This is a genomic window from Neobacillus citreus, assembly GCF_018343545.2.
Taxonomy (GTDB): domain Bacteria; phylum Bacillota; class Bacilli; order Bacillales; family Cytobacillaceae; genus Neobacillus; species Neobacillus citreus.
Window position 1 is genome coordinate 158,569 of sequence record NZ_JAGYPE020000001.1, and the last position, 19,590, is coordinate 178,158.

General features: G+C 40.6%; 20 protein-coding genes and 1 other annotated feature. Of the genes, 8 read left to right on the forward strand and 12 right to left on the reverse strand.

Annotated elements, in window-relative coordinates:
* Positions 1 to 6: 6 nt before the first annotated feature.
* From KHB02_RS00775 to KHB02_RS00790, 4 genes are all read right to left on the reverse strand, one after another.
* A complete protein-coding gene (locus KHB02_RS00775) occupies positions 7 to 375 on the reverse strand; it encodes a VOC family protein (protein ID WP_213140454.1) in 369 nt (122 codons plus the stop codon).
* Between the two features lie 71 nt (positions 376 to 446).
* A complete protein-coding gene (locus tag KHB02_RS00780; RefSeq protein ID WP_213140455.1) occupies positions 447 to 1,427 on the reverse strand; it encodes an ABC transporter permease in 981 nt (326 codons plus the stop codon).
* A complete protein-coding gene (locus KHB02_RS00785) occupies positions 1,420 to 2,334 on the reverse strand; it encodes an ABC transporter ATP-binding protein (RefSeq protein WP_213140456.1) in 915 nt (304 codons plus the stop codon). Before KHB02_RS00785 ends, KHB02_RS00780 begins: the two co-directional genes overlap by 8 nt.
* A 12-nt stretch (positions 2,335 to 2,346) precedes the next feature.
* Positions 2,347 to 3,123, reverse strand: a complete 777-nt coding sequence (locus KHB02_RS00790) for an SGNH/GDSL hydrolase family protein (protein WP_213140457.1) — start codon at positions 3,121 to 3,123, stop codon at positions 2,347 to 2,349.
* A gap of 215 nt (positions 3,124 to 3,338) precedes the next feature.
* Between KHB02_RS00790 and KHB02_RS00795 the strand changes: the two genes are divergently transcribed.
* Positions 3,339 to 4,187, forward strand: coding sequence for a DegV family protein (locus tag KHB02_RS00795; RefSeq protein ID WP_213140458.1), 849 nt, complete (start codon positions 3,339 to 3,341; stop codon positions 4,185 to 4,187).
* A 122-nt stretch (positions 4,188 to 4,309) separates the two neighbouring features.
* Here the strand turns inward: KHB02_RS00795 and hmpA are convergent, their stop codons facing one another.
* Positions 4,310 to 5,575: an NO-inducible flavohemoprotein gene (gene hmpA / locus KHB02_RS00800; protein WP_213140459.1), complete on the reverse strand. Its 1,266-nt coding sequence runs from the start codon at positions 5,573 to 5,575 to the stop codon at positions 4,310 to 4,312.
* A 214-nt stretch (positions 5,576 to 5,789) separates the two neighbouring features.
* On the opposite strand from hmpA, the gene KHB02_RS00805 reads away from it, so the two are divergent.
* A complete protein-coding gene (locus KHB02_RS00805; RefSeq protein ID WP_213140460.1) occupies positions 5,790 to 6,410 on the forward strand; it encodes a YdcF family protein in 621 nt (206 codons plus the stop codon).
* Between the two features lie 4 nt (positions 6,411 to 6,414).
* Here the strand turns inward: KHB02_RS00805 and KHB02_RS00810 are convergent, their stop codons facing one another.
* Together KHB02_RS00810 and proS are read right to left on the reverse strand one after the other, a co-directional pair.
* Entirely contained in the window at positions 6,415 to 6,975 is a 561-nt protein-coding gene (locus KHB02_RS00810; RefSeq protein WP_213140461.1) for a GNAT family N-acetyltransferase, read from the reverse strand.
* 61 nt (positions 6,976 to 7,036) lie between these two features.
* Positions 7,037 to 8,467, reverse strand: a complete 1,431-nt coding sequence (gene proS / locus KHB02_RS00815; protein WP_213140462.1) for a proline--tRNA ligase — start codon at positions 8,465 to 8,467, stop codon at positions 7,037 to 7,039.
* Positions 8,468 to 8,562: 95 nt separating this feature from the next.
* Positions 8,563 to 8,778 (reverse strand) — a binding site (T-box leader).
* Positions 8,779 to 8,947: 169 nt separating this feature from the next.
* On the opposite strand from proS, the gene KHB02_RS00820 reads away from it, so the two are divergent.
* The 4 genes from KHB02_RS00820 to KHB02_RS00835 all read left to right on the forward strand — a co-directional run bounded on the left by KHB02_RS00820 (position 8,948) and on the right by KHB02_RS00835 (position 13,122).
* Entirely contained in the window at positions 8,948 to 9,085 is a 138-nt protein-coding gene (locus KHB02_RS00820) for a hypothetical protein (RefSeq protein WP_213140463.1), read from the forward strand.
* Positions 9,086 to 9,187: 102 nt separating this feature from the next.
* Complete coding sequence (locus KHB02_RS00825) at positions 9,188 to 9,388, forward strand: hypothetical protein (protein WP_213140464.1); 201 nt, start codon at positions 9,188 to 9,190, stop codon at positions 9,386 to 9,388.
* A 131-nt stretch (positions 9,389 to 9,519) separates the two neighbouring features.
* The gene (locus KHB02_RS00830; RefSeq protein ID WP_213140465.1) at positions 9,520 to 9,981 is read left to right on the forward strand and encodes a MarR family winged helix-turn-helix transcriptional regulator; all 462 of its coding nucleotides are present in this window, start codon (positions 9,520 to 9,522) and stop codon (positions 9,979 to 9,981) included.
* Between the two features lie 3 nt (positions 9,982 to 9,984).
* Positions 9,985 to 13,122 carry an MMPL family transporter gene (locus KHB02_RS00835; RefSeq protein ID WP_213140466.1) on the forward strand — a complete coding sequence of 1,046 codons (3,138 nt, stop codon included), beginning with the start codon at positions 9,985 to 9,987 and terminating at the stop codon, positions 13,120 to 13,122.
* A gap of 57 nt (positions 13,123 to 13,179) precedes the next feature.
* Here KHB02_RS00835 and KHB02_RS00840 read toward each other — a convergent pair whose 3' ends face one another.
* Positions 13,180 to 13,692 carry a CBO0543 family protein gene (locus KHB02_RS00840; RefSeq protein ID WP_213140467.1) on the reverse strand — a complete coding sequence of 171 codons (513 nt, stop codon included), beginning with the start codon at positions 13,690 to 13,692 and terminating at the stop codon, positions 13,180 to 13,182.
* A gap of 202 nt (positions 13,693 to 13,894) precedes the next feature.
* On the opposite strand from KHB02_RS00840, the gene KHB02_RS29885 reads away from it, so the two are divergent.
* On the forward strand, positions 13,895 to 15,448 hold the full coding sequence (locus KHB02_RS29885) for a TerD family protein (protein ID WP_213140468.1): 1,554 nt from the start codon (positions 13,895 to 13,897) through the stop codon (positions 15,446 to 15,448).
* A gap of 45 nt (positions 15,449 to 15,493) precedes the next feature.
* On the opposite strand, the gene selB is transcribed toward KHB02_RS29885, so the two are convergent.
* Both selB and coaW read right to left on the reverse strand, forming a co-directional pair.
* Positions 15,494 to 17,380 carry a selenocysteine-specific translation elongation factor gene (selB, locus tag KHB02_RS00855; protein WP_213140469.1) on the reverse strand — a complete coding sequence of 629 codons (1,887 nt, stop codon included), beginning with the start codon at positions 17,378 to 17,380 and terminating at the stop codon, positions 15,494 to 15,496.
* A gap of 92 nt (positions 17,381 to 17,472) precedes the next feature.
* Positions 17,473 to 18,279: a type II pantothenate kinase gene (gene coaW, locus KHB02_RS00860; RefSeq protein WP_213140470.1), complete on the reverse strand. Its 807-nt coding sequence runs from the start codon at positions 18,277 to 18,279 to the stop codon at positions 17,473 to 17,475.
* A 101-nt stretch (positions 18,280 to 18,380) separates the two neighbouring features.
* On the opposite strand from coaW, the gene KHB02_RS00865 reads away from it, so the two are divergent.
* Positions 18,381 to 18,854, forward strand: a complete 474-nt coding sequence (locus KHB02_RS00865) for a GNAT family N-acetyltransferase (RefSeq protein ID WP_213140471.1) — start codon at positions 18,381 to 18,383, stop codon at positions 18,852 to 18,854.
* Positions 18,855 to 18,895: 41 nt separating this feature from the next.
* Here KHB02_RS00865 and KHB02_RS00870 read toward each other — a convergent pair whose 3' ends face one another.
* Together KHB02_RS00870 and KHB02_RS00875 are read right to left on the reverse strand one after the other, a co-directional pair.
* Positions 18,896 to 19,351: a GNAT family N-acetyltransferase gene (locus KHB02_RS00870; RefSeq protein WP_213140472.1), complete on the reverse strand. Its 456-nt coding sequence runs from the start codon at positions 19,349 to 19,351 to the stop codon at positions 18,896 to 18,898.
* Between the two features lie 57 nt (positions 19,352 to 19,408).
* On the reverse strand, positions 19,409 to 19,590 hold a 182-nt coding region (locus KHB02_RS00875; RefSeq protein WP_241113638.1), incomplete at its 5' end, for a histidine phosphatase family protein.

Genomic DNA, 19,590 nt, shown 5'->3' on the forward strand with positions numbered 1-19,590 from the left:
TGTTTTTTATATCCATTCTAATAACTCAAGGCGGTTTCCGAATGGATCATGCAGGTGGATTCGGTTTGCACCAGGGAGATTGTCGTCTGTAGTAAAAGGTATATTGTTATTATTTAGATGCTCTTTTAAGGCATCGATGTTTTCCACAACAAGGGCAGGATGGGCTTTTTTAGCAGGGCTAAAGGGCTCCTCTACTCCAATATGAATTTGGAACGTACCAAACTCAAACCAAACGCCGCCGCGTTTCTTTAATTCCTCCGGTTTCTCCACCTCGGCTAACCCTAAAATATCTCCAAAAAATTTTCTCGCTTCGTCTTCACAGCCTTTTGGAGCAGCCAGTTGAACATGATCAATTTTTTTGACGACAAATGACATATTGATTCCCCCATTTTCTTCGTTTACACCTTTTATTTTATAAAATTTAAAAATTTCTATCAAATTTTAATTTAGTAAACATCCCTCTTTGTAAAGACCATAAACGATACCATTAATGCTACCGCCCACCACACTAACAGGGTGAGCAATGAAAACGACAGCGTCATACCTTCAATTGGCGGTGCGTTCCCCTTCATATAGTCTGTCAGTCTTAAATTCACCATAAAAAAGAATTTGGCTGATTTCCATGATGAAACCATATTATTTAATATCGCCCCGGAAATTAAGGCCGCCAGCATAACCCCCATCCCTGCCGCGGTACTGCGGATTAAAACCGATAACATAAACGACAAGGTGCCAACGACGATAGCTACGAACCAAACAAGTCCAAAATCCATTAATAAAAACTTCCACAGACTTAACAGCCTTACTTCAGATGTATTTAACCCGGTTTCGGTAACGCTGAATCCAGTCAGGATCGGTGCGCCCCACCCTTTGTATCCGAAAACAAGTCCGGAAATACCATATGAGAGAATTCCGGCAATGGCAATAATTAATGAAACGGCAAGGCATAGTGTTATGTATTTGCTTAAGAGGATTTTCCATCTTTTGACGGGCCGGGTTAAGAGCAGTTTGACAGTGCCAAGACTATGCTCAGAGGAAACCAAGTCACTGGCTATAACCATCACCATTAAAGGAATAAACAGGTCAATCGAATTTTCCAGAAAAATCCGCATAAAAGTAGGTGCCCCGGGTTCTGAGGGATTAATATCATGTTCAAGGTAATACTGCTGCTGCTGAAGCGAGATTTGCAGCTGTTTTTTCCATTCGTCTGAAATTCGGCTGCTCGATAAACGGTTGGTGGTGTCTACAATCTGCTGCTGAAGGATGGTCCGCCAATCACTGGTGCCCAATTTCTCCCGCTGTGTTTCAATCTGCTTATATTGAGCATAAGTAAACAACATGACAAGAACGCCAATGATGATGGCAATAACGATTAATCGTTTCTTGGCGATCAGCTTGAGCATTTCATTTTGAATCAATTTATGCAATTGTCTCACCCCCAGTAAGCTCAAGGAACAAATCTTCGAGCACAGGAAGCTTTCGATGGAATTCAATTACCGAAACCCCAGCTTCAACAAGCTGTTTATTCCACTCAGGCGTTCTTTGTTCGTCAAACTCTGTTAAAATGGTGCCGTCTTCTTTTTCCTCTATTACTGTCAACGCTGCTAATACTTGTTTTCCTTTGTCAATCGGCGCAAGCCGCCAGACGACTCTTTCACGATTTGATAACAACTTTTCAACTGTATCTATGCGTATGATGGCACCCTTTGAAATAATGGCAACCCGGTCACACAATAACTGAATTTCACTTAATAAATGGCTCGAGACAAGGACACTCAATCCTTCCTGTTCGGCCAAAAAGCGGATAAATTCCCGCATTTCACGAATTCCGGCGGGATCTAGTCCGTTAGTAGGCTCATCCAGAATCAGCACCTTCGGATTTCCTAATAGTGCTTGGGCAATTCCCAGGCGCTGCCGCATACCAAGTGAGTAAGTTTTTACTTTATCATGAATTCTTTCGGTCAAGCCAACAAGCTCCGTCACTTCCTTAATGCGTTCTTCGCCGATCCCATCAAGCATGCGAGCAAAATGAAGCAGGTTATTATAACCCGACAAATATGGGTATAATTCTGGATTTTCGACAATACAGCCCAAATTTTCCATTGCCTTTTGAAAATGCTCTCTAATGTTAAAACCACAAATGTGAATAGTTCCGGAGGTCGGTTTGATTAGACCGACTAGCATACGGATTGTCGTTGTTTTGCCTGCGCCATTTGGCCCGAGGAAGCCAAATACTTCTCCTTCCCGCAAATCAAAGCTCAATCCCCTGATAATCTCTCTACGCCCGATTACTTTTTTCAAATCCTTAACGGACAATGTTATTTTTTTCTCCATCGGTTTAACTCCTTACCATGTCATCAATGCAGCAACTCGTTCAGCTATTAACCGATACCCTTTTTGATTCGGATGGAACTTATCCGAATATAAATAATCATTTACCTTCAATTCAAATAAATCGAACGTCGGAACAAATACGATTTTAGGGAATAAGGCACTAATTTCAGCGCTATCGTAATTCCATTTCCGAACAACTTTTGACATTTCTTTTCCTTGATTTAATTCAATGAAAGGATTGTACAAACCAACAAAGAACACATTGGCAGTCTGATTGTGTTTGCGGATTTCTGTGAAAATAAAATTCAAATTATCCAGATATTTTTTCTCAATAGCGGTTATATCCTCCGCTTGAAAATCCATTAACCCCTGTCCGCCTCGAAACAAATCGTTACCGCCGATTGTCACTAGCACAACATCCGCTTTTTGGATTTGTCTTCCGACTTCCTCCTCCTGAACCTGGTTGCGAAGCTGGTCCGATCTTTGGCCATTAATGCCGAGGTTGGTCAGTTGGACAGACTTTTTGGTTTTTTCCTTGATTTCGTCGACTAGGACACCTACATAGCCTTTCCCCGTCTCATCACCAGTTCCTCGTGTTAAGGAATCCCCAAGAGCCACTACTGTTAATCCCTTTTTCTGATCAACTTTCTGCTCCGAAACGGATGGCTTAGAGATATTTTCCGATGTACCTGCATAATACTCCCCAACTGCCCAACCGAGTCCTCCCAGCCAGAGGAGACAAAGGAGGGCTGCCACGCCCGTTATCGCCCGAATTGAATTCTTACTCATATATTCATCCTTTCTGCCCTTCTTCTATCTTTAATTTAAACACTAATTGTTTGGGAAGCAAATTTGAGAATATGAATGTTAAGCGAAACTTAAAATATTTATTGACTCTACAATACGATTCTAGTATCTTTTATGTAGTTATGAAAACTACATGATTTGCTATTTTGAAATGTAAGCTATTACATCTATTGAATTACGCGGAAGGAAGAGGACTTATGAACAAGGCAAAGATCGCATGGATTACCGATACAACATCTTCTCTCTCTAAGGAATTTATTGAGAAGAATGACATACATGTTATCCCGCTGCATGTTGTTATTAACGACGAATTTTATAAGGAAACGATTGATATTACTCAGGAGGAATTTTACGAGCGAATGAAAAATGAGGATGGGAAATTCCAATCTTCCCAGCCGTCCATCAATGATTTCGTAGAGCTCTATGAGAAGTTGAAAGAGGAATATGATTTCGGGATTGCTGTCCATGCATCAAGTGTTCTAACCGGTACCTATCAAACTTCCGTTTTAGCCGCTAATATGGCTGGCTTTAAACTTTACGCTATTGATTCTCTTACAGGTTCTTATCCACTTTCCTTTATTGTTAAAAGAGGGATTGAGCTTGTTGAACAAGGACTGGAGATTGAAGAAGTTGTAAACCAGCTAAATGCTTTGCGTGACCATACGCGACTATTTTTAGTCCCTTCTAATCTCGATCAGCTGCACAAAAGCGGCCGCGTCTCAGGCGGACAAAAAATATTAGCATCGCTTCTAAATATTAAGCCGATATTAGCCATCGAGGAAGGTACGGCAAAAATTAAAGACAAGGTCCGTTCCGATAAAAAAGCCTTTGCTTGGCTAATAAAGACATTAAAAGAAGATTTGGAAACAAAAAAGGTTCAAAAAGCAGCTATTCTTCACGCAAACGATTCAAAAAAGGCTTCAGAACTGGAGAAATTACTTAACGAAACCTTCCCAAATTTAAAAACTGAGATTATGATGTTGATAACCGTTGCAGGAGTTCATACTGGGGTCGGGACAACAGGTCTTTCCTGGGTATGCGAATAAATGAAAACTCGCCGATTGGCGAGTCCGATAGGACGAAGACAGAGGCGTAGTTGAATTTATACTTTCCTATTAGCTAAAAATAAAACCCGAATTCCAATCTTGGAAATTCGGGTTTTTGTTTATTAAACTGTAACTAAATCCTCAGACCGTTCGGCAATAGCTGTATCCTTTTCGTTATTTTCTAAACTTCCCATTGGTCCAAAGAATTCAAAGTGGATTCTCTCTTCAGTTACCCCAAGTCCTTTTAAAGAGCCATTAATGGCCTTCATGAATGGAACCGGTCCGCAGAAATAGAATTCAGCATCTTCAATTGCTACATTCTCTTGCAGCCATTCACGTGTCACATAGCCTTCAACATCGAAACGATTGTTTTGGCGATCATCTTCTGTTGGGGAATCATAAAAAATGCAGCTATTTACATTGTCAAGCTGTGCAAGTTCTTCAACTTCTTCCCTAAGCGCATGGACATTACCATTTGCTGCCGCATGGACGAAGGTAACCTTTCTTTCCGGCTGAAGTTCTACCACTGTTTTTAACATGCTCATCATTGGCGTTAAACCTACACCGCCGCTAAGTAATACGACCGGATTCGTTTTTTCAGTATTTAACACAAAATCCCCTGCTGGCGCACTTACCTTTAAAATGTCTCCTTCTTTTACTTCATCATGAAGGTAATTAGATACGACTCCATCCGGATTTGGAGTACCAGCTTCGCGTTTCACGCTGATACGATAGTAATCTTTTCCTGGAGCATCTGAAAGGCTGTATTGACGGATATGGGTAAACTTTTCCCCTTTAATCTCTAATAAAATACTAATATATTGACCTGGTTCAAAGCCGGCAATCTCTTTTTGGTCTTCAGGCTTTAAATAGAAGGATGTAATGACATCACTTTCGATCACTTTGCGGTCAACGATAAAGTTGCGGAAACCGTCCCAGCCGCCAGTTTGATTAGCTGCTTGACCATACATTTCTGCTTCCACACCGATGAAGGCACCTGCGATTACTTCATAGGCTTGAGCCCAGGCATCGATGATTTCATCAGTTGCTGCATCTCCTAAAACATCCTTGATAGCAAGCAGCAAATGTTTTCCGACAATCGGATAATGCTCGGGTTTGATGCCGAGGCTTCTATGCTTGTGGGCAATTTGTTTGACCACAGGAATAATGGCTTCAAGATTGTCAATATACATTGCCGCAGCATAAACCGTTCCGGCTAGAGCTTTTTGTTGTCTTCCCTGTTTTTGGTTGGCGTGATTGAAAATGTTCAATAATTCAGGATGGTTCCCGAACATAAGCTGATAAAAGCGTGTCGTAATTTTTTCACCGTGTTGTTCTAAAACTGGAACTGTTGATTTAATAATCTCGATTGTTTTTTGGTCTAACATTACTGTCACTCCTCTTTGTGTTTCCACTATAAATGTAGTGAATTTATATATCCGTAGTGAATTATATGATAGAAATCACTGAGAAAAAGTGATGCAAATCACATATTGTTATTTTTGAATAATTCGGACTATGACTTTAGTCGCAAAATTTTCCAGTCAATTCATTTATAATGTAAAATAAAAAGGATTGGTAAATTGTTGAGGTGCGAATTCAATGAAAAGGAATCGAAAAAAAGTAGTTTTATTGTTTTGGATAATATTTGCGGCGGGGATCATTTATGCAGCCTTTTTACAATATAAGATATCCTTAAATTATGGTGTAGTTCCTGCTAAAAATGCGGATTACCTAATTGTTCTTGGCGCAAAAGTGAAAGGCACCGAACCATCGTTAACGTTAGCTAGCCGAATAGATGCAGCTTCCGTATATTTAAAGAAAAACCCAAGCACGATAGTCATTGCTTCAGGAGGGCAAGGTCCCGGAGAGGATATATCTGAAGCTGAATGTATTAAAAGAGAACTGCAGAAACTTGGGATTAACGAATCTCGGATTGTTTTAGAAGGTAAATCAACTGATACATATGAAAATATCCGTTTTTCAAAAAATCTCATTCCGAAATCTGCTAAAGATGGTGTTGTAGTAACGAACGACTTTCATCTCTATCGTGCCTTGTCACTTGCCGCTGACGCCAACCTTAAAGTACAAGGGCTTCCAGCGGATACACCGTTGATTGCTCTCCCAAAATCATATATTCGTGAATATTTGGCAATTACAAAATATTATTTAGTTACGTCCCTAGCTAATTTAAAAACTCGACTTTTGGTCGAGTTTTTTTGATACTTTATTTTATTTTGGCAAAAACACATGTATCTCTTGGTTCATTTCCAACAACAGAAATACTATCATTTTTTAAAATGCCTTCCAGGTCAAATCCCAGACGTTCTGGAATGGCCCGGCTTTTCACGTTTTTGGAATCGCAGCGGATTTCTACCCGCTTGGCGTTCAATTCTTGAAAAGCAAAATTGGTAATACCCTTAACCGCTTCCGTTATGTAACCCTTTCCGCTATGCCGCGTATCAATCCAGTAGCCAATTTCAAATTTGGGAACATCCCAGTTGATCCTATGCAATCCGGAAGATGCAATAAATTCACCGGTTTCTTTATGAAATATATGCAATCTTAGATCTTCTCTAGTGAGAAACTTCGCATGCGCTTCACGCATGTTGGCCTCTACCTCTTCTGGCGTTTGATCGCGGTGGGCCCAAGGCATCCACGGCTTCAGGTTGGTCAAGGAAGCCTGCATTGCCTCATAAACCGCTTTTCCGTCACCCGGCATCGGCTTACGAATAACTAATCTTTCTGTGTAAAATTCTTCTGGGAAATCCATTAAGATTGGTTTCATTTTGTGCACCTCCTAAAAATGGGCTCTTCCGTCTTGAAAGAGCCCCCCAAAAAGGTAATTTTTAATATGCTTTTGCCCAGTAAACCATCTGATCTGCATCTTTTCCGCAGCAAACGCATTTATCTGATACTTTTTCTTGTTCAAATGGAATACAACGTGACGTAGCACTGGTATCTTCTTTGATTTTTTCCTCGCAGGCTAACTCGCCGCACCACATTGCTTTGATAAATCCTGGCTTTGCTTCTAAAGATTCCTTTAATTCAGCAAGTGTAGTCGCAACCGATGTTCTTTCTTCACGATGCTTTAACGCTTTGTTGTACAGGTTCGACTGAATCTCCTCAAGCAGCGCTACAAGCTTCTCTTCTAGTTGATCCATTGAAACGACGATTTTTTCCAAAGTGTCCCGGCGTACCAAAACTACCTGCTTGTTTTCGATATCCTTTGGACCAACTTCCAAACGGACAGGAATACCTTTCATTTCATACTCATTGAACTTCCAGCCTGGCTTTTTGTCGCTGGCATCGATATCGACACGAGCCACTTTGCCAAGGGAATTTTTCAAGTCATATGCAAAGTCCAGTACGCCCTCTTTATGCTGTGCGATTGGCACAATCATAACTTGAGTTGGTGCTGCCTTTGGCGGAATCACAAGACCGCGGTCGTCGCCGTGCACCATGATTAAGGCGCCGATTACACGGGTTGTAAAGCCCCATGATGTTTGATGGACATATTGCAGCTTTCCGTCTTTGTCGGTGTATTGGATGCCAAATGCTTCTGCGAAGCCTGTGCCAAAGTGGTGGGAAGTACCGGATTGCAATGCTTTACCATCATGCATTAAGCTTTCAACCGTAAAGGTATGTTTTGCCCCAGCGAATTTTTCCTTTTCCGTTTTTTCCCCTTTTACAACAGGAATCGCTAGAGTGTTCTCAAGTACATCAGCATACACATTCAGCATTTTGATGGTTTCTTCCATCGCATCTTCATCGGTTGCGTGGGCAGTATGGCCTTCTTGCCATAAGAATTCTAATGTCCGTAAAAATGGACGGGTTGTTTTCTCCCAGCGGACGACGTTTGCCCATTGATTATAAAGCTTTGGTAAATCGCGATAGGAGTGAATAATATTTTTATAATGCTCACAGAACAGAACCTCAGAAGTTGGGCGGACAACTAATCTTTCTGCCAGCTCTTCAGATCCGCCATGGGTAACCCATGCAACTTCAGGAGCAAAACCCTCTACGTGGTCCTTTTCTTTTTGCAGCAGACTTTCAGGGATAAATAATGGCATATAAACATTTTCATGCCCTGTTTCTTTGATCCGACGGTCTACTTCATTTTTGATATTATCCCACAATGCAAACCCATATGGGCGGATAATCATCGAACCGCGAACACTTGAATAATCGATTAAATCTGCTTTAGTAACAACATCTGTATACCACTGCGCGAAATCCTCATCCATCGCAGTAATATCTTTTACAAATTCCTTAGCCATTTTGACACCTCATCATTTTCTGAAAAATATTTCCCGCTCCAGCGTCTTTTTTAGACGCATTTAGCTTTTTGCATATAAAAAGGCCCTGATCCTAAAAAAGGGACCAAGGCCTGGCGGTACCACCCTAAATTCATAAAGCAAATGCTTTAAACTCTTTGCATGATAACGGATTTGATCCGCATGTATCTTCAATCCATCCGATACAGAACTCGGGAGGCAGGTTCAAATGACCGTCTTAAGAAACCTCGCACCAATGGTTTCCTCTCTTGGTAAGACCTTTTCATTTTACTAATCCCCGTCATTGTTTCTAGTTATATTTTTGAAAAAATTATATATTTCCCTTAGCTAAAAGTCAATTCCTTCATAAGAATATTTTTCTCAGCATTAACCATTATTGGCTTTTTTAAATTTTTAATACTACTTTAATCGACGTTCCGAATCAGTTAAAATGCTATTAACAGCTAAATTGGGGTGATTTGCATGAAAAAGGATAAAAAGGATGAACTTGAGCTCGATGAGGAAGAAAAAGAAGCATTGCTTGAATACATGAGAATGCAAAATGAAGCCCTGAAACGTATTTTTAAAAATGCCGTTGATAAAGAAAAAAATGAAGGATGATTCCTCAATTTGTTTCATAAACCTCTTTTTTAAAATCTAGTATTATTTCCCCCGCCCTGAATATGATTAATAGAGAAATGATAGATTTTAGGGGGCATGCTAGTGGTAAAGAGAGAACTGGAGATTAAAAGTGGTCCTAGTACAACAAACAATAAAAATGATATTAAGGTGAATAACCAATTCAGTTTAACAATTAACTTAGGCGATTCATTAAATGTGCTGGCATTGATAGCCGGTATATATCTAATCAAAAGAATCACGAAAAAGAAAAAACTACAAAAGCATATGGAGCAATGGCCTTGATTGTTATTCAATCAGGGTCTTTTTCGCTGTTTGTTCCTAATTGACACAATATTTACTTTGTTATATAGTTTAACAGGTGAATAGTTCACTAAGTTAACTATTTTTCCAAAAAGTAATGGGGTGAAGGCAAAATGGATAACAACACAATCCAGGATTTAATTGACCGCTATGTAAACATTTCCTTTCAGGTACATAAAAAGGCGGAAGCCTTAATTAAAAATCAACTTGGAAACGAATTGACCAATGACCAGCACTACATCTTAAGGTATATCCACCAGACAGGAGAATGTACCTCAACAGAATTGGCCGAAGTGTTTCAGGTCAATAAAAGTGCAATAACAGCCATCATCACTCGAATGACGGATAGAGGCTTGATACAAAGAACTAGGGACGAAAAAGATCGCAGAGTGGTTTATTTAACACTAACAAAAGAAGGCATCGAACTGTTTCAAAGTGCCCAGGAAAAGGTCCATCAATTAGTTGAGTCTATCATTACCCAGTTCGATGAAACCGAAATCACAACTTTTATTAACACGTATGAAAAATTAGCACAAATTTTAGACAACAAGAAACAGGAAGAACTGGGGGAATAACAAGTGAGAGCCATCATTAAGGGGAAATGGTTTATCTTAATCGCTTGGATTGCAGTCATCGCTGCGCTTTTTATGGCTGCGCCAAATATGGAAAATCTCGTTCGAGAGAAAGGACAAATTTCCGTTCCAGAAGGCTCCCCCTCCACGCTTGCCGAAAAAATTCTCAAGGATGTTCAATCAAGTGAAAATAAGGGTAATTCCCTGCAAACGGCGCTTGTCTTCCATAGTGAAAAAAAATTAACGACGGACGACTTCGCTGATGCTGAAAAAGCTGTCAAAGAACTAGAAAGAAGTAAGGAGACGCTCGGAATCACTGAAATCCTCACCCATTTCACTCAAGAGGAACTGAAGGACCAGCTGGTTTCAAAGGACGGCAAAACAATCCTAGTTTCCATTAAAGTGACTTCGAATAATAGAGAAGCAAAGGAAATTGTCAAAGAATTAAATAAAGCGATTGATGATGTCAAACTTGATCATTACTATACAGGCGGCTGGGTGATTGGCGAGGACCTCGTCACAAACTCTCAGGAAGGACTGAAAAAAACCGAAGGCATAACGGTAGTTTTCATTTTAGCCGTGCTGCTGCTTGTCTTCAGATCAGCAGTGGCCCCTATTATTCCTTTGATAACGGTAGGGTTTAGCTATCTGACAGCTCAATCCATTGTTGCTATTTTAGTAGATAAATTGAACTTTCCATTATCAACCTTTACACAGATTTTCTTGGTTGCCGTCCTCTTCGGGATTGGAACGGATTATTGCATCCTGCTCTTAAGCCGCTTTAAAGAGGAATTGTCTTCGGATGAAAATGTAACAGAGGCCATCGTTAAAACATACAAAACAGCTGGAAAAACGGTCTTTTTTAGCGGTGTCGCTGTTTTAATCGGATTTGCTTCGATAGGTTTATCCACCTTTCAGCTATACAAATCCGCCGCAGCTGTGGCCGTTGGAGTAGCGATTTTATTAATCGCACTCATCACGGTGGTGCCATTTTTCATGGCAGTACTTGGAAAAAAATTGTTTTGGCCGGCAAAAGGCAAGCTTGAGCATGGCGATAGTAAGCTATGGGGTGTAATGGGGAACTTTGCCCTGAAACGTCCATTGATTGCGTTTATTCTTGTTGCCATTATCGCAATACCTTTCCTATTCACATATAAGGATCAATTATCATTTAATTCGCTTGAAGAAATCAGCGATGAATATCCATCTATTAAGGGTTTTAATTTAATTGCGGATTCATTCGGTCCTGGTGAATCTATGCCGACACAAATTGTCATTAAAAATGACGATAAAATGAACACTACGGAATATTTGTCAATTACCGAAAAAATCAGCCAAGAACTCAAAAAAGTAAATGATGTCAAAACCGTCCGTTCTGTCACCCGCCCGACCGGCAAACCAATTGACGATTTTTATATTTCCAAGCAGGTGGCAAGCCTTGAGGACGGACTTGGCAAAGGAAATGACGGGATTAAACAAATCAGCGGCGGGCTATCTGAAGCAAGCAGCCAGATGGCAGCTAATCAGCCAAAAATGGAGCAGGCAACAGCTGGAATCAGCCAATTAATCTCTGGCACGAATGAAATCAAAACGAATCTGGCCAAGGTTCAAAGCGGCCTTTCAGATATCGAAACAGGACTTAAACAAGGTTCTTTAGGTTCAACACAAATAAAAGAAGGCTTAACCCAAATCAAAATCAATTCTCAAAAAGCTTTAGATGGAAGCAAACAATTACTTGCGGGCTATCAACAAACAGAAACTGGGCTGGGCACCCTATTAAGCAATTATCAAAAAACGGCCGCTGGGTTGGAATTACTAAGCAGCAGCCTTAATTTGCAAGCTAATTTTAATCAGTTGGAAACAGATTATCCGATTGTCCAGAATAGTCAAGACTACCAAACTATTAAGGCGACAATTGAAGGCATTCCAGGTAAGCCGGATGTCCCTGGAGCCTATTCGGCAGCAGAGCAGCTAGCTGCAGGCTTGAATCAACTTAACGCAGGCCTTAAAGAAGCACAAAACGGTCTTAATACGGCCAATAGCGAATTTGCGAAACTGATTTCCGGACAAGAACAATTAATCAGGGGTATGGAACAGCTCCTTCCGGGAATTACGGCACTTGAGTCTGGTTTATATCAAATGGAAGACGGCCAGGGACAAATCGTCGAAAACATGCCGAAGTTTACAGGCGGTCTGGATGGTATCAATAATGGCCAGCAGGAACTGCTTTCCGGGTTTGAAAATATCGGCAGCCAAATTAACCAGCTTTCAGACGGGTTAAATCAAAGTGCTGATGGATTAAACCAAGTCTCAAATGGGCTGGTAAGTGCCCAAGACTATTTGGCCGATGTATCCAAGCAGCAGCAAAATGGTTTTTATATCCCCCAGGATGTTTTGGACAGCAATGATTTTTCGAAAGTGCTGAATGCCTATATGTCAAAGGATCGCAAGGTCATGACGATTGATGTTGTCTTTAATAAGAATCCATACTCTAATGAGGCGATAAACAGAATACCAGTCATAAAGGAAGCTGTAAAACGTGCTGTTAAAGACACCAAGCTTGAAAATGCAAAGGTTGCAATTGGCGGTGTTTCAAGCATGCATCATGATTTGGATACCATTTCCAAAGGCGACTATTCCAGAACCGTTATTTTAATGCTTGCAGGAATCGGAATCATCCTGATCATCCTGCTCCGTTCATTGATAATGCCAATTTACCTAATCGGCTCTTTGGTCTTAACCTACTATACATCAATGTCAATCTCTGAATATATTTTTGTAAACTGGCTAGGATACACAGGAATCAGCTGGGCTGTACCCTTCTTTGCCTTCGTTATTCTCGTTGCGCTTGGAATCGACTACAGTATTTTCTTAATGGATCGCTTTAACGAGTATCGTGATTTACCTGTTGAAAAAGCCATTCTTGAATCAATGAAGAAGATGGGGACAGTCATCGTTTCAGCAGCTGTCATCTTAGGCGGAACGTTCGCAGCGATGATGCCTTCCGGTGTTTTATCATTACTAGAGATTGCTACGATTCTATTAATTGGTCTTGCCTTATACGCCTTAGTGGTTCTTCCGCTGTTTGTACCAGTTATGGTGCGCACCTTTGGAGAAGCCAACTGGTGGCCATTTAGAAAATGACACCAATGTACTATCATACAAACGAAATAGCACGCTGAATCCAGCGTGCTTTCTTTATTATTTCATTTTATGAAGGCTGACATCGAAAACAAAAATTAAGAAGAAGCTGAAGATTACAGAAATAAATAATGCCAGCAGTGGTTTGGAGTAATGAATTCTCAGTACTAGGAACATGACAATAACAAATATGCCTGACCAAAATAAATTCCAATTATGATGATAAGTGATTGCCCCTATTTTTATTGACAGATATTCGAGCACGAGGAACATCACTACATAAAAACCGATATACATTGCTTGAATCGATAATTTTTTCCCAAAAGGGTATTTTGATAAAAAAATCCATGTAGACAAGGGCATTCCTATTAATATAAGTAACATCATCGGAATGATGGCTGCCGGCAATCCATTCGGTTCCATCTGCCAAAGCTGATATTTATAGCAAATAATTTCGTATAATGCATTCCCTAGTGAGGAAAATAAAATAGTGGGATAATATTGTTTCCATTCCCTATCTGCCAGTTTAAAGGCAGCAATTATCCAAAGAATCGAATAGATAATGGCAATCATAAAATCTCTCCTTCAGATTTTATAATCCCAGTAAATGTAAATTTTTATCCCCCCTCAAAATTTTTCTTCATGGTTTTCTTTATATTTCAAAATGAAACTTTTCTAGACTTGGTCCGTAAATATACTTATGATCTTATATTAGGAATTTCCCCACGATTAAAAAATAGAGATAAAAAGAGTGAAATAATAAGGAGTGAAATATGTGGGTGTTACATTAAGCAAAGGTCAAAAAGTGGATTTAACCAAATCTCACCCAGGCCTTCAAAAAGTTGTTGTGGGATTAGGTTGGAATATCAATCAAAACGGATCGAATTTTGATTTGGATGCATCCGCTTTTTTATTAGGTCCATCAGGAAAAGTACAAGGCGACCAGGATTTTGTTTTTTACAATAATCCATCCGGAGGGAATGGAGCCATTATTTATAGCGGCGATAATCGGATTGGCTCCGGCGTTAAGGACGACGAACAAATACGAATTGATTTAAACCGGGTACCGGCTCACATCCACCGTATCGCCTTTACCATTACAATTCATGATGCCCAGGCGAAGCGACAAAATTTCGGACAAGTATCGGATTCCTATGTTCGAATATTTAATGAGGAAAACAATGAAGAATTATTGAGATTTAGTCTAGGTAGGGATTTTACAGTTGAAACCGCGATTGTCGCAGCGGAAATATATCGTCATAACGGAGAATGGAAATTTAATGCCATTGGCAGCGGATTTCAGGGCGGATTAGCGGCCCTTTGTGGAAATTTTGGGGTAACAGTTGATGATGCCCCTGTCAATTCGTCCTTTTCTGCTCCAGTTCAGCAGTCTGACCGCCAGTCCGGGAATTCAGTTCAACCAGGCTCACCCAATCAGTTTGCGGGAAATCCTTATCAAAGTCAGAGCAATAATTCCTATCAAACGCAGTCCTTTCCCCCGCAGAACGGGAGCCAAAATTATAATAATTATGATCCGTACCGCCAAAGTCAAAATCAATATGATCCATACCCGCAAAGCCAAAATACATCCCAGCAGCCGATCCATCTTCAGCCGGATTCTGCACAGCGACAACCTGCTTTTGGCTTTCCGTCTCAAACATTCCCTTCTTCAACAAACTCGCGGTCTACATATGGGGGCGATGATATCGTTTGCCCACGTTGTCATTCTTCAAATGTACGTACCGGCAAAAAAGGGTTTGGTTTGGGCAAAGCGGCAATTGGTGGCTTAATTCTTGGTCCTGTCGGTTTGCTAGGCGGGTTTATTGGACATAACCAATTAAAATTCACCTGCAATAGCTGTGGTAGTAATTGGTCCCCTTCGCAAACAGACTACGCGGAATGGGCAAACACGCAAAAAAGACGAGCCCAGGAATTATTTAATCGCTACAAGAGTCAGGATGTATTAGATGCCGTCGTTGCCGCTTGTGCATTGGTAGCCATGGCAGATGGTTATTTAGATGCTTCTGAACGGCAAAAGATGGTCGATTTTGTTAATCAAAGTGAAGAATTGCGTGTATTTGATACCACCAAAGTCATTCAAAGATTCAACTTTTTCGTCTCCAGGATTGAAAATGACCGAATGCTTGGCCGTGCCGAAGCATTACGGGCACTTGGGAAAATTCGCACCAAACCGGAAATTGCCCGCCTGGTCGCCCGCTATTGCATTGCCATCGGCTATGCTGATGGGAACTTTGACCATAATGAAAAGCAGATGGTCGTTGATATCTGCCACGAACTCGGGTTAAACCCAGCTGAGTTTTTATCGTAAGAGTGAAAAAAAGCCTCTGCTTTGGGATTTGGCAGAGGCTTTTCTCTATTTATTTTTCCAAACTCGCTTATTCTCGACTCGTTTTGTAAAACCTTTTGCATCTAGCTTTTCCAAGAACGGAATCATGTACTTGCGTGAAAGGTCAAGGACCTCTTTCGCTTCACCCACTTCAAATTCGGGCCCTGTAGCATTTTGAAGTTTATGAACGGCTTCTTTAAAAACATCTCCATGATAAGCAAACTGATCATCGAGCAACACAATCAACTCTTGGTCTTCTAGGAATCTTCGTAAATCCCCTTCCAGAGAATCCGGAATGCCTGCATCCGATAAATAGTCTTTTAAATAGCGAACTTTTAACTCATCCTTTTTCAATTCAGCAAGCAGATTTTCCGTCCGTTTTGCCCAGTTTTTTGGAACATGCGGTGAAAACTCAGCCAGCGAGACAAACTGTTCCCTCCGGTTAAATACCTTTTTAGAAATAGCATTTTCTACTACATAATCAAGAAGAGATTTTGAGAATTTTTTTTGCATCGATTGTAGAATTTCAGCTTTATTGACACCTTGTTTCATTGGATTTATATGATGATAATCCTGCAGTTTGTCATAAATATCTTCCTCGATAGACTGGATTAACTGTTGTAATGTATATTCCTTTCCATTAAAAAGAACAAATTCATCATCCTGGAGATGCTCTGATAAGATTTCTTCGTCCAAGGCAGTCCGTTTGATTAATTCTGGTAATGAGAGGCTTTTCGCTTCCAGCAGAGCGGCTGTTATCCGTTCTTTAGGCGTGCCAACTTTTTTCTTCTCCAGTTCCCCTATCGTTTGCTCTCCAAAGCGATACTTATTTCCCCTAGGATCAATAACCCAGCCGCCGCCAATCGTTTCTGTCGGGCTTGGCCGTCTTAAGATGAAACGATCACCGCGTTTGGTCAGGATTTCTTCCTCAAGTCTCAGCTGGCAAAGGATTTCACCGTTCTCTTCTTTGATTTCATTTCGGTCAAAAAAGACAATCCGTCCCATTACTTCAGCAGTCCCAATATGCAGTTTAATCGGCATCCGCTGCTTGATTAAATGCTCCAATTCCTCTACAACACGAATGGCGACATCTATTATTCTGGTTACAATAAAATGCTCCGAGGAAACAAGAACTTCACCGCGTTCCAAATCCTCTTTTGAGACTCCTGACAGGTTAATTGCCGCACGTTGTCCGGCGTAAGCTCTCTGGGAAGGTTTGTGATGAACTTGAATCTGCCGGGCTCGGACCTCCAGCCCTTTAGGCATGATTTTTAAAGCCTGCCCCTCTTCCACCGTGCCTTCATAAACCGTGCCGCGGACAACTGTCCCCTGCCCTTTCACAGTAAACACCTGGTCAATCGGCAGGCGGAACGCTCCTTTGGCATCGCGCATCTCTTGTTCCTTGAGCTTTTTAATGATTAGCTGTTTTATTTCTTCAATTCCTTTTTTAGATAAACTGTCAATTAAAACAAATGGTGCATCCTCAAATACAGTGCCTTGCAGTTCTGCTAAAATATCATCCTGTACAAGTTCAATGAATTCTTCGTCTACCCGGTCTATTTTTGTTATGGCGATGATCCCGTTTTTGACACCGAGAAATTTTAAGATCTCAAGATGTTCTTTTGTTTGCGGCATGACACCTTCATCGGCTGCCACAACCAGTACAACCAGATCAATTCCGGCAACTCCGGCAATCATTTGGCGAATGAAGCGTTCGTGCCCGGGGACATCGATAACGGAAATCTGGATTTCCTCATCTTCATATAATGGAGCAAATCCGAGTTCAATCGAGATTTGCCGCTCTTTCTCTTCTTTTAATCGGTCTGTATCAACATTGGTAAGGGCCTTCGTTAAGGATGTTTTCCCATGGTCAATATGCCCCGCCATTCCAATCGTAAAATATCTCTTTTCCAAGCTTGCCACCTTCTTTAACGGTCTTCTTCTCTACTGTAGCCTTTATATGGGGATTGTTCAAGCGAACTTTATTAGACAAGTATTAATATGTCTTAAATTGAAAGTAATGCCCCAACCGCACCACAGTACTCCCCATTTTTTAAAAACGTTGGCTGCAATCCAAGCATCTTCATATAGGTCTCAAGAATCTCTGTCAAAAACGGATTTCCTATCAATGAACTCCCGATGAACACGATTTCTTTCACCATATGTTTGGCTGCAGCCTGCAGCGTTAATAACATGATCGTTTCCCCAATCATATTAGTCAAAGCAGCCATCCTGTCTGCATTGGTATGCTTAACATTCAAACCTTTCGCAAAATTAGCCGCAGTAAGGTCACCGTTAATTGGAGGCTTGTCGGACTCATATATATCCTTTACTAGCAAATCAAGATTTTCCTTCTGTCCCTTTGCCGCCAATGTGGTTAATTGCTGATAGTCCAACTCATTGGTAAGAATCGTGCCAAGCCCCATGAATGTTCCACCACCAACCCCACTGCCGAGTATACGTACATACCTTTCTCCATCTACCAAATGCCAGGAAGTTCCTGTCCCTACGTTAACAATGATATATGGCTCCGGCATTTTCTTTCCCTCTTCAAGTAAAAATAGCCTGACCCCTTCACAGGTTGCCTGAAACTCAGGAACTATCGTGCCGTTCGGGAAAAATTCCCCTTGCAAAATATGAGCCTTTCCTCCTGTTAACGCAGCCATTACATTCGGGGCGACCGCTTTTAACCAGGAAATAGCTGACTCTAATTCACCGATTGGATATTTTTTATAATGCATTACACCACGTTCTTGAAAAGCAATTTTTATTAAAGAACCGCCTGCATCGATTCCCACCTTTTGTACCGTCAATCCTATCACCCCTTCAAGAAATACAATTATTTAATTCATTTTAAAAGGATATCAACCCGCCATGTCAAATCCTATATGTATCAAGACTAGGAGGACCAAAAATGATTAAACTAGTGAAGGTTTTAAAGAAAGAAGAACAAATCCTGCATAATCTCATGCAATTTTATATTTACGAATTCAGCCAATTTATACCTGCTATCACTCTGGAGGAAAATGGCGCTTATAAGCCCTTTAATTTAACGCCATATTGGAACAGTCCTAGCCATCATCCCTTTTTTATAAAAAAAGATGAAGAATTCATAGGCTTTGCTTTAGTAGAAAGTGCCACAGAATCGGAACCAAATACCATTCTAGAATTCTTTATCATTCGCAAATATTCAGGGAACGGCTTTGGAAAATTAGCCGCAAATGATATTTTCACTCTTTTCCCTGGGAAGTGGCGAGTCACTCAAATCGAGAAGAACGAACCGGCCAAGGCTTTTTGGAGGAGTACCATTTCAAAATTCACTGGAGGTAGATTCAACGAAACTATTGATAAAAGAAGATGTACTATACAAGAGTTCGTAACAGTTTGATAAAGGGGTGCCTTTTAGACACCCCTCCTTAAATTCTTCTGTTATGGTCTTCTTTTTTCAAAATGACTAATGAAAAAGCCTGGTGCTACCTGCATATCCATCACCAATTTGAAGCCATTTTTTTGATATAAATTTTTGGCAGGTTGATTGTCTTTACCAGTGGAAACCTTAAATACCTGTATATTCTGATCGCTGTCCTCAACTGCATTTAAAAGTTTCTTGGCAATTCCCTTTCTGAAGTGTTTAGGGTCGACTACCATTCGGCAAATCGTCAGTTCTTTGCCTTCGATTTCATAAGAAACTGCTCCAGCAAGTTCCCCCATTTCAAAAAAGCCTAGAAAAAATTCACCGGAATTCAGAAATTCTTCAAAACTCTCCTTTAGAGGCGGGATATCATCAAAGCCTACTATTCTTGCTTCCACTAGATAAGCGGACCTTTGCAGGTTATATAAGTCCTTAGCTGTACTTAAATTTTTCACATCTATTATTTGTATCATAAAGTTAATTCCTTTTAGTAATTTTCTTTTTTAATTTCAGCATAAACTGGCGATCGCCTATTCATTATGAGAAAGATGTTCAACCCGATTATAAGCTTTAATGATCCAGCCATTTTCCTCAAAATGAATATCATTAAGACAAGCGTTATCAATCCTCGACTTTCCGTAGCCTAATTCCCCATCTGACAAATGGGCGAGAATGGCATTGATAACGGCGCCGTGGGCGACTAGCAAGACGT

Excerpts from the sequence above, each read along its gene's own strand:
- KHB02_RS00790 (WP_213140457.1), bottom strand. The coding sequence starts at position 3,123 with ATGAGTAAGAATTCAATTCGGGCGATAACGGGCGTGGCAGCCCTCCTT.
- KHB02_RS00795 (WP_213140458.1), top strand. The coding sequence starts at position 3,339 with ATGAACAAGGCAAAGATCGCATGGATTACCGATACAACATCTTCTCTC.
- KHB02_RS00830 (WP_213140465.1), top strand. The coding sequence starts at position 9,520 with ATGGATAACAACACAATCCAGGATTTAATTGACCGCTATGTAAACATT.
- KHB02_RS00785 (WP_213140456.1), bottom strand. The coding sequence starts at position 2,334 with ATGGAGAAAAAAATAACATTGTCCGTTAAGGATTTGAAAAAAGTAATC.
- KHB02_RS00775 (WP_213140454.1), bottom strand. The coding sequence starts at position 375 with ATGTCATTTGTCGTCAAAAAAATTGATCATGTTCAACTGGCTGCTCCA.
- KHB02_RS00810 (WP_213140461.1), bottom strand. The coding sequence starts at position 6,975 with ATGAAACCAATCTTAATGGATTTCCCAGAAGAATTTTACACAGAAAGA.
- proS (WP_213140462.1), bottom strand. The coding sequence starts at position 8,467 with ATGGCTAAGGAATTTGTAAAAGATATTACTGCGATGGATGAGGATTTC.
- KHB02_RS00870 (WP_213140472.1), bottom strand. The coding sequence starts at position 19,351 with ATGATACAAATAATAGATGTGAAAAATTTAAGTACAGCTAAGGACTTA.
- KHB02_RS00840 (WP_213140467.1), bottom strand. The coding sequence starts at position 13,692 with ATGATTGCCATTATCTATTCGATTCTTTGGATAATTGCTGCCTTTAAA.
- KHB02_RS00805 (WP_213140460.1), top strand. The coding sequence starts at position 5,790 with ATGAAAAGGAATCGAAAAAAAGTAGTTTTATTGTTTTGGATAATATTT.
- KHB02_RS00865 (WP_213140471.1), top strand. The coding sequence starts at position 18,381 with ATGATTAAACTAGTGAAGGTTTTAAAGAAAGAAGAACAAATCCTGCAT.
- hmpA (WP_213140459.1), bottom strand. The coding sequence starts at position 5,575 with ATGTTAGACCAAAAAACAATCGAGATTATTAAATCAACAGTTCCAGTT.
- KHB02_RS00820 (WP_213140463.1), top strand. The coding sequence starts at position 8,948 with ATGAAAAAGGATAAAAAGGATGAACTTGAGCTCGATGAGGAAGAAAAA.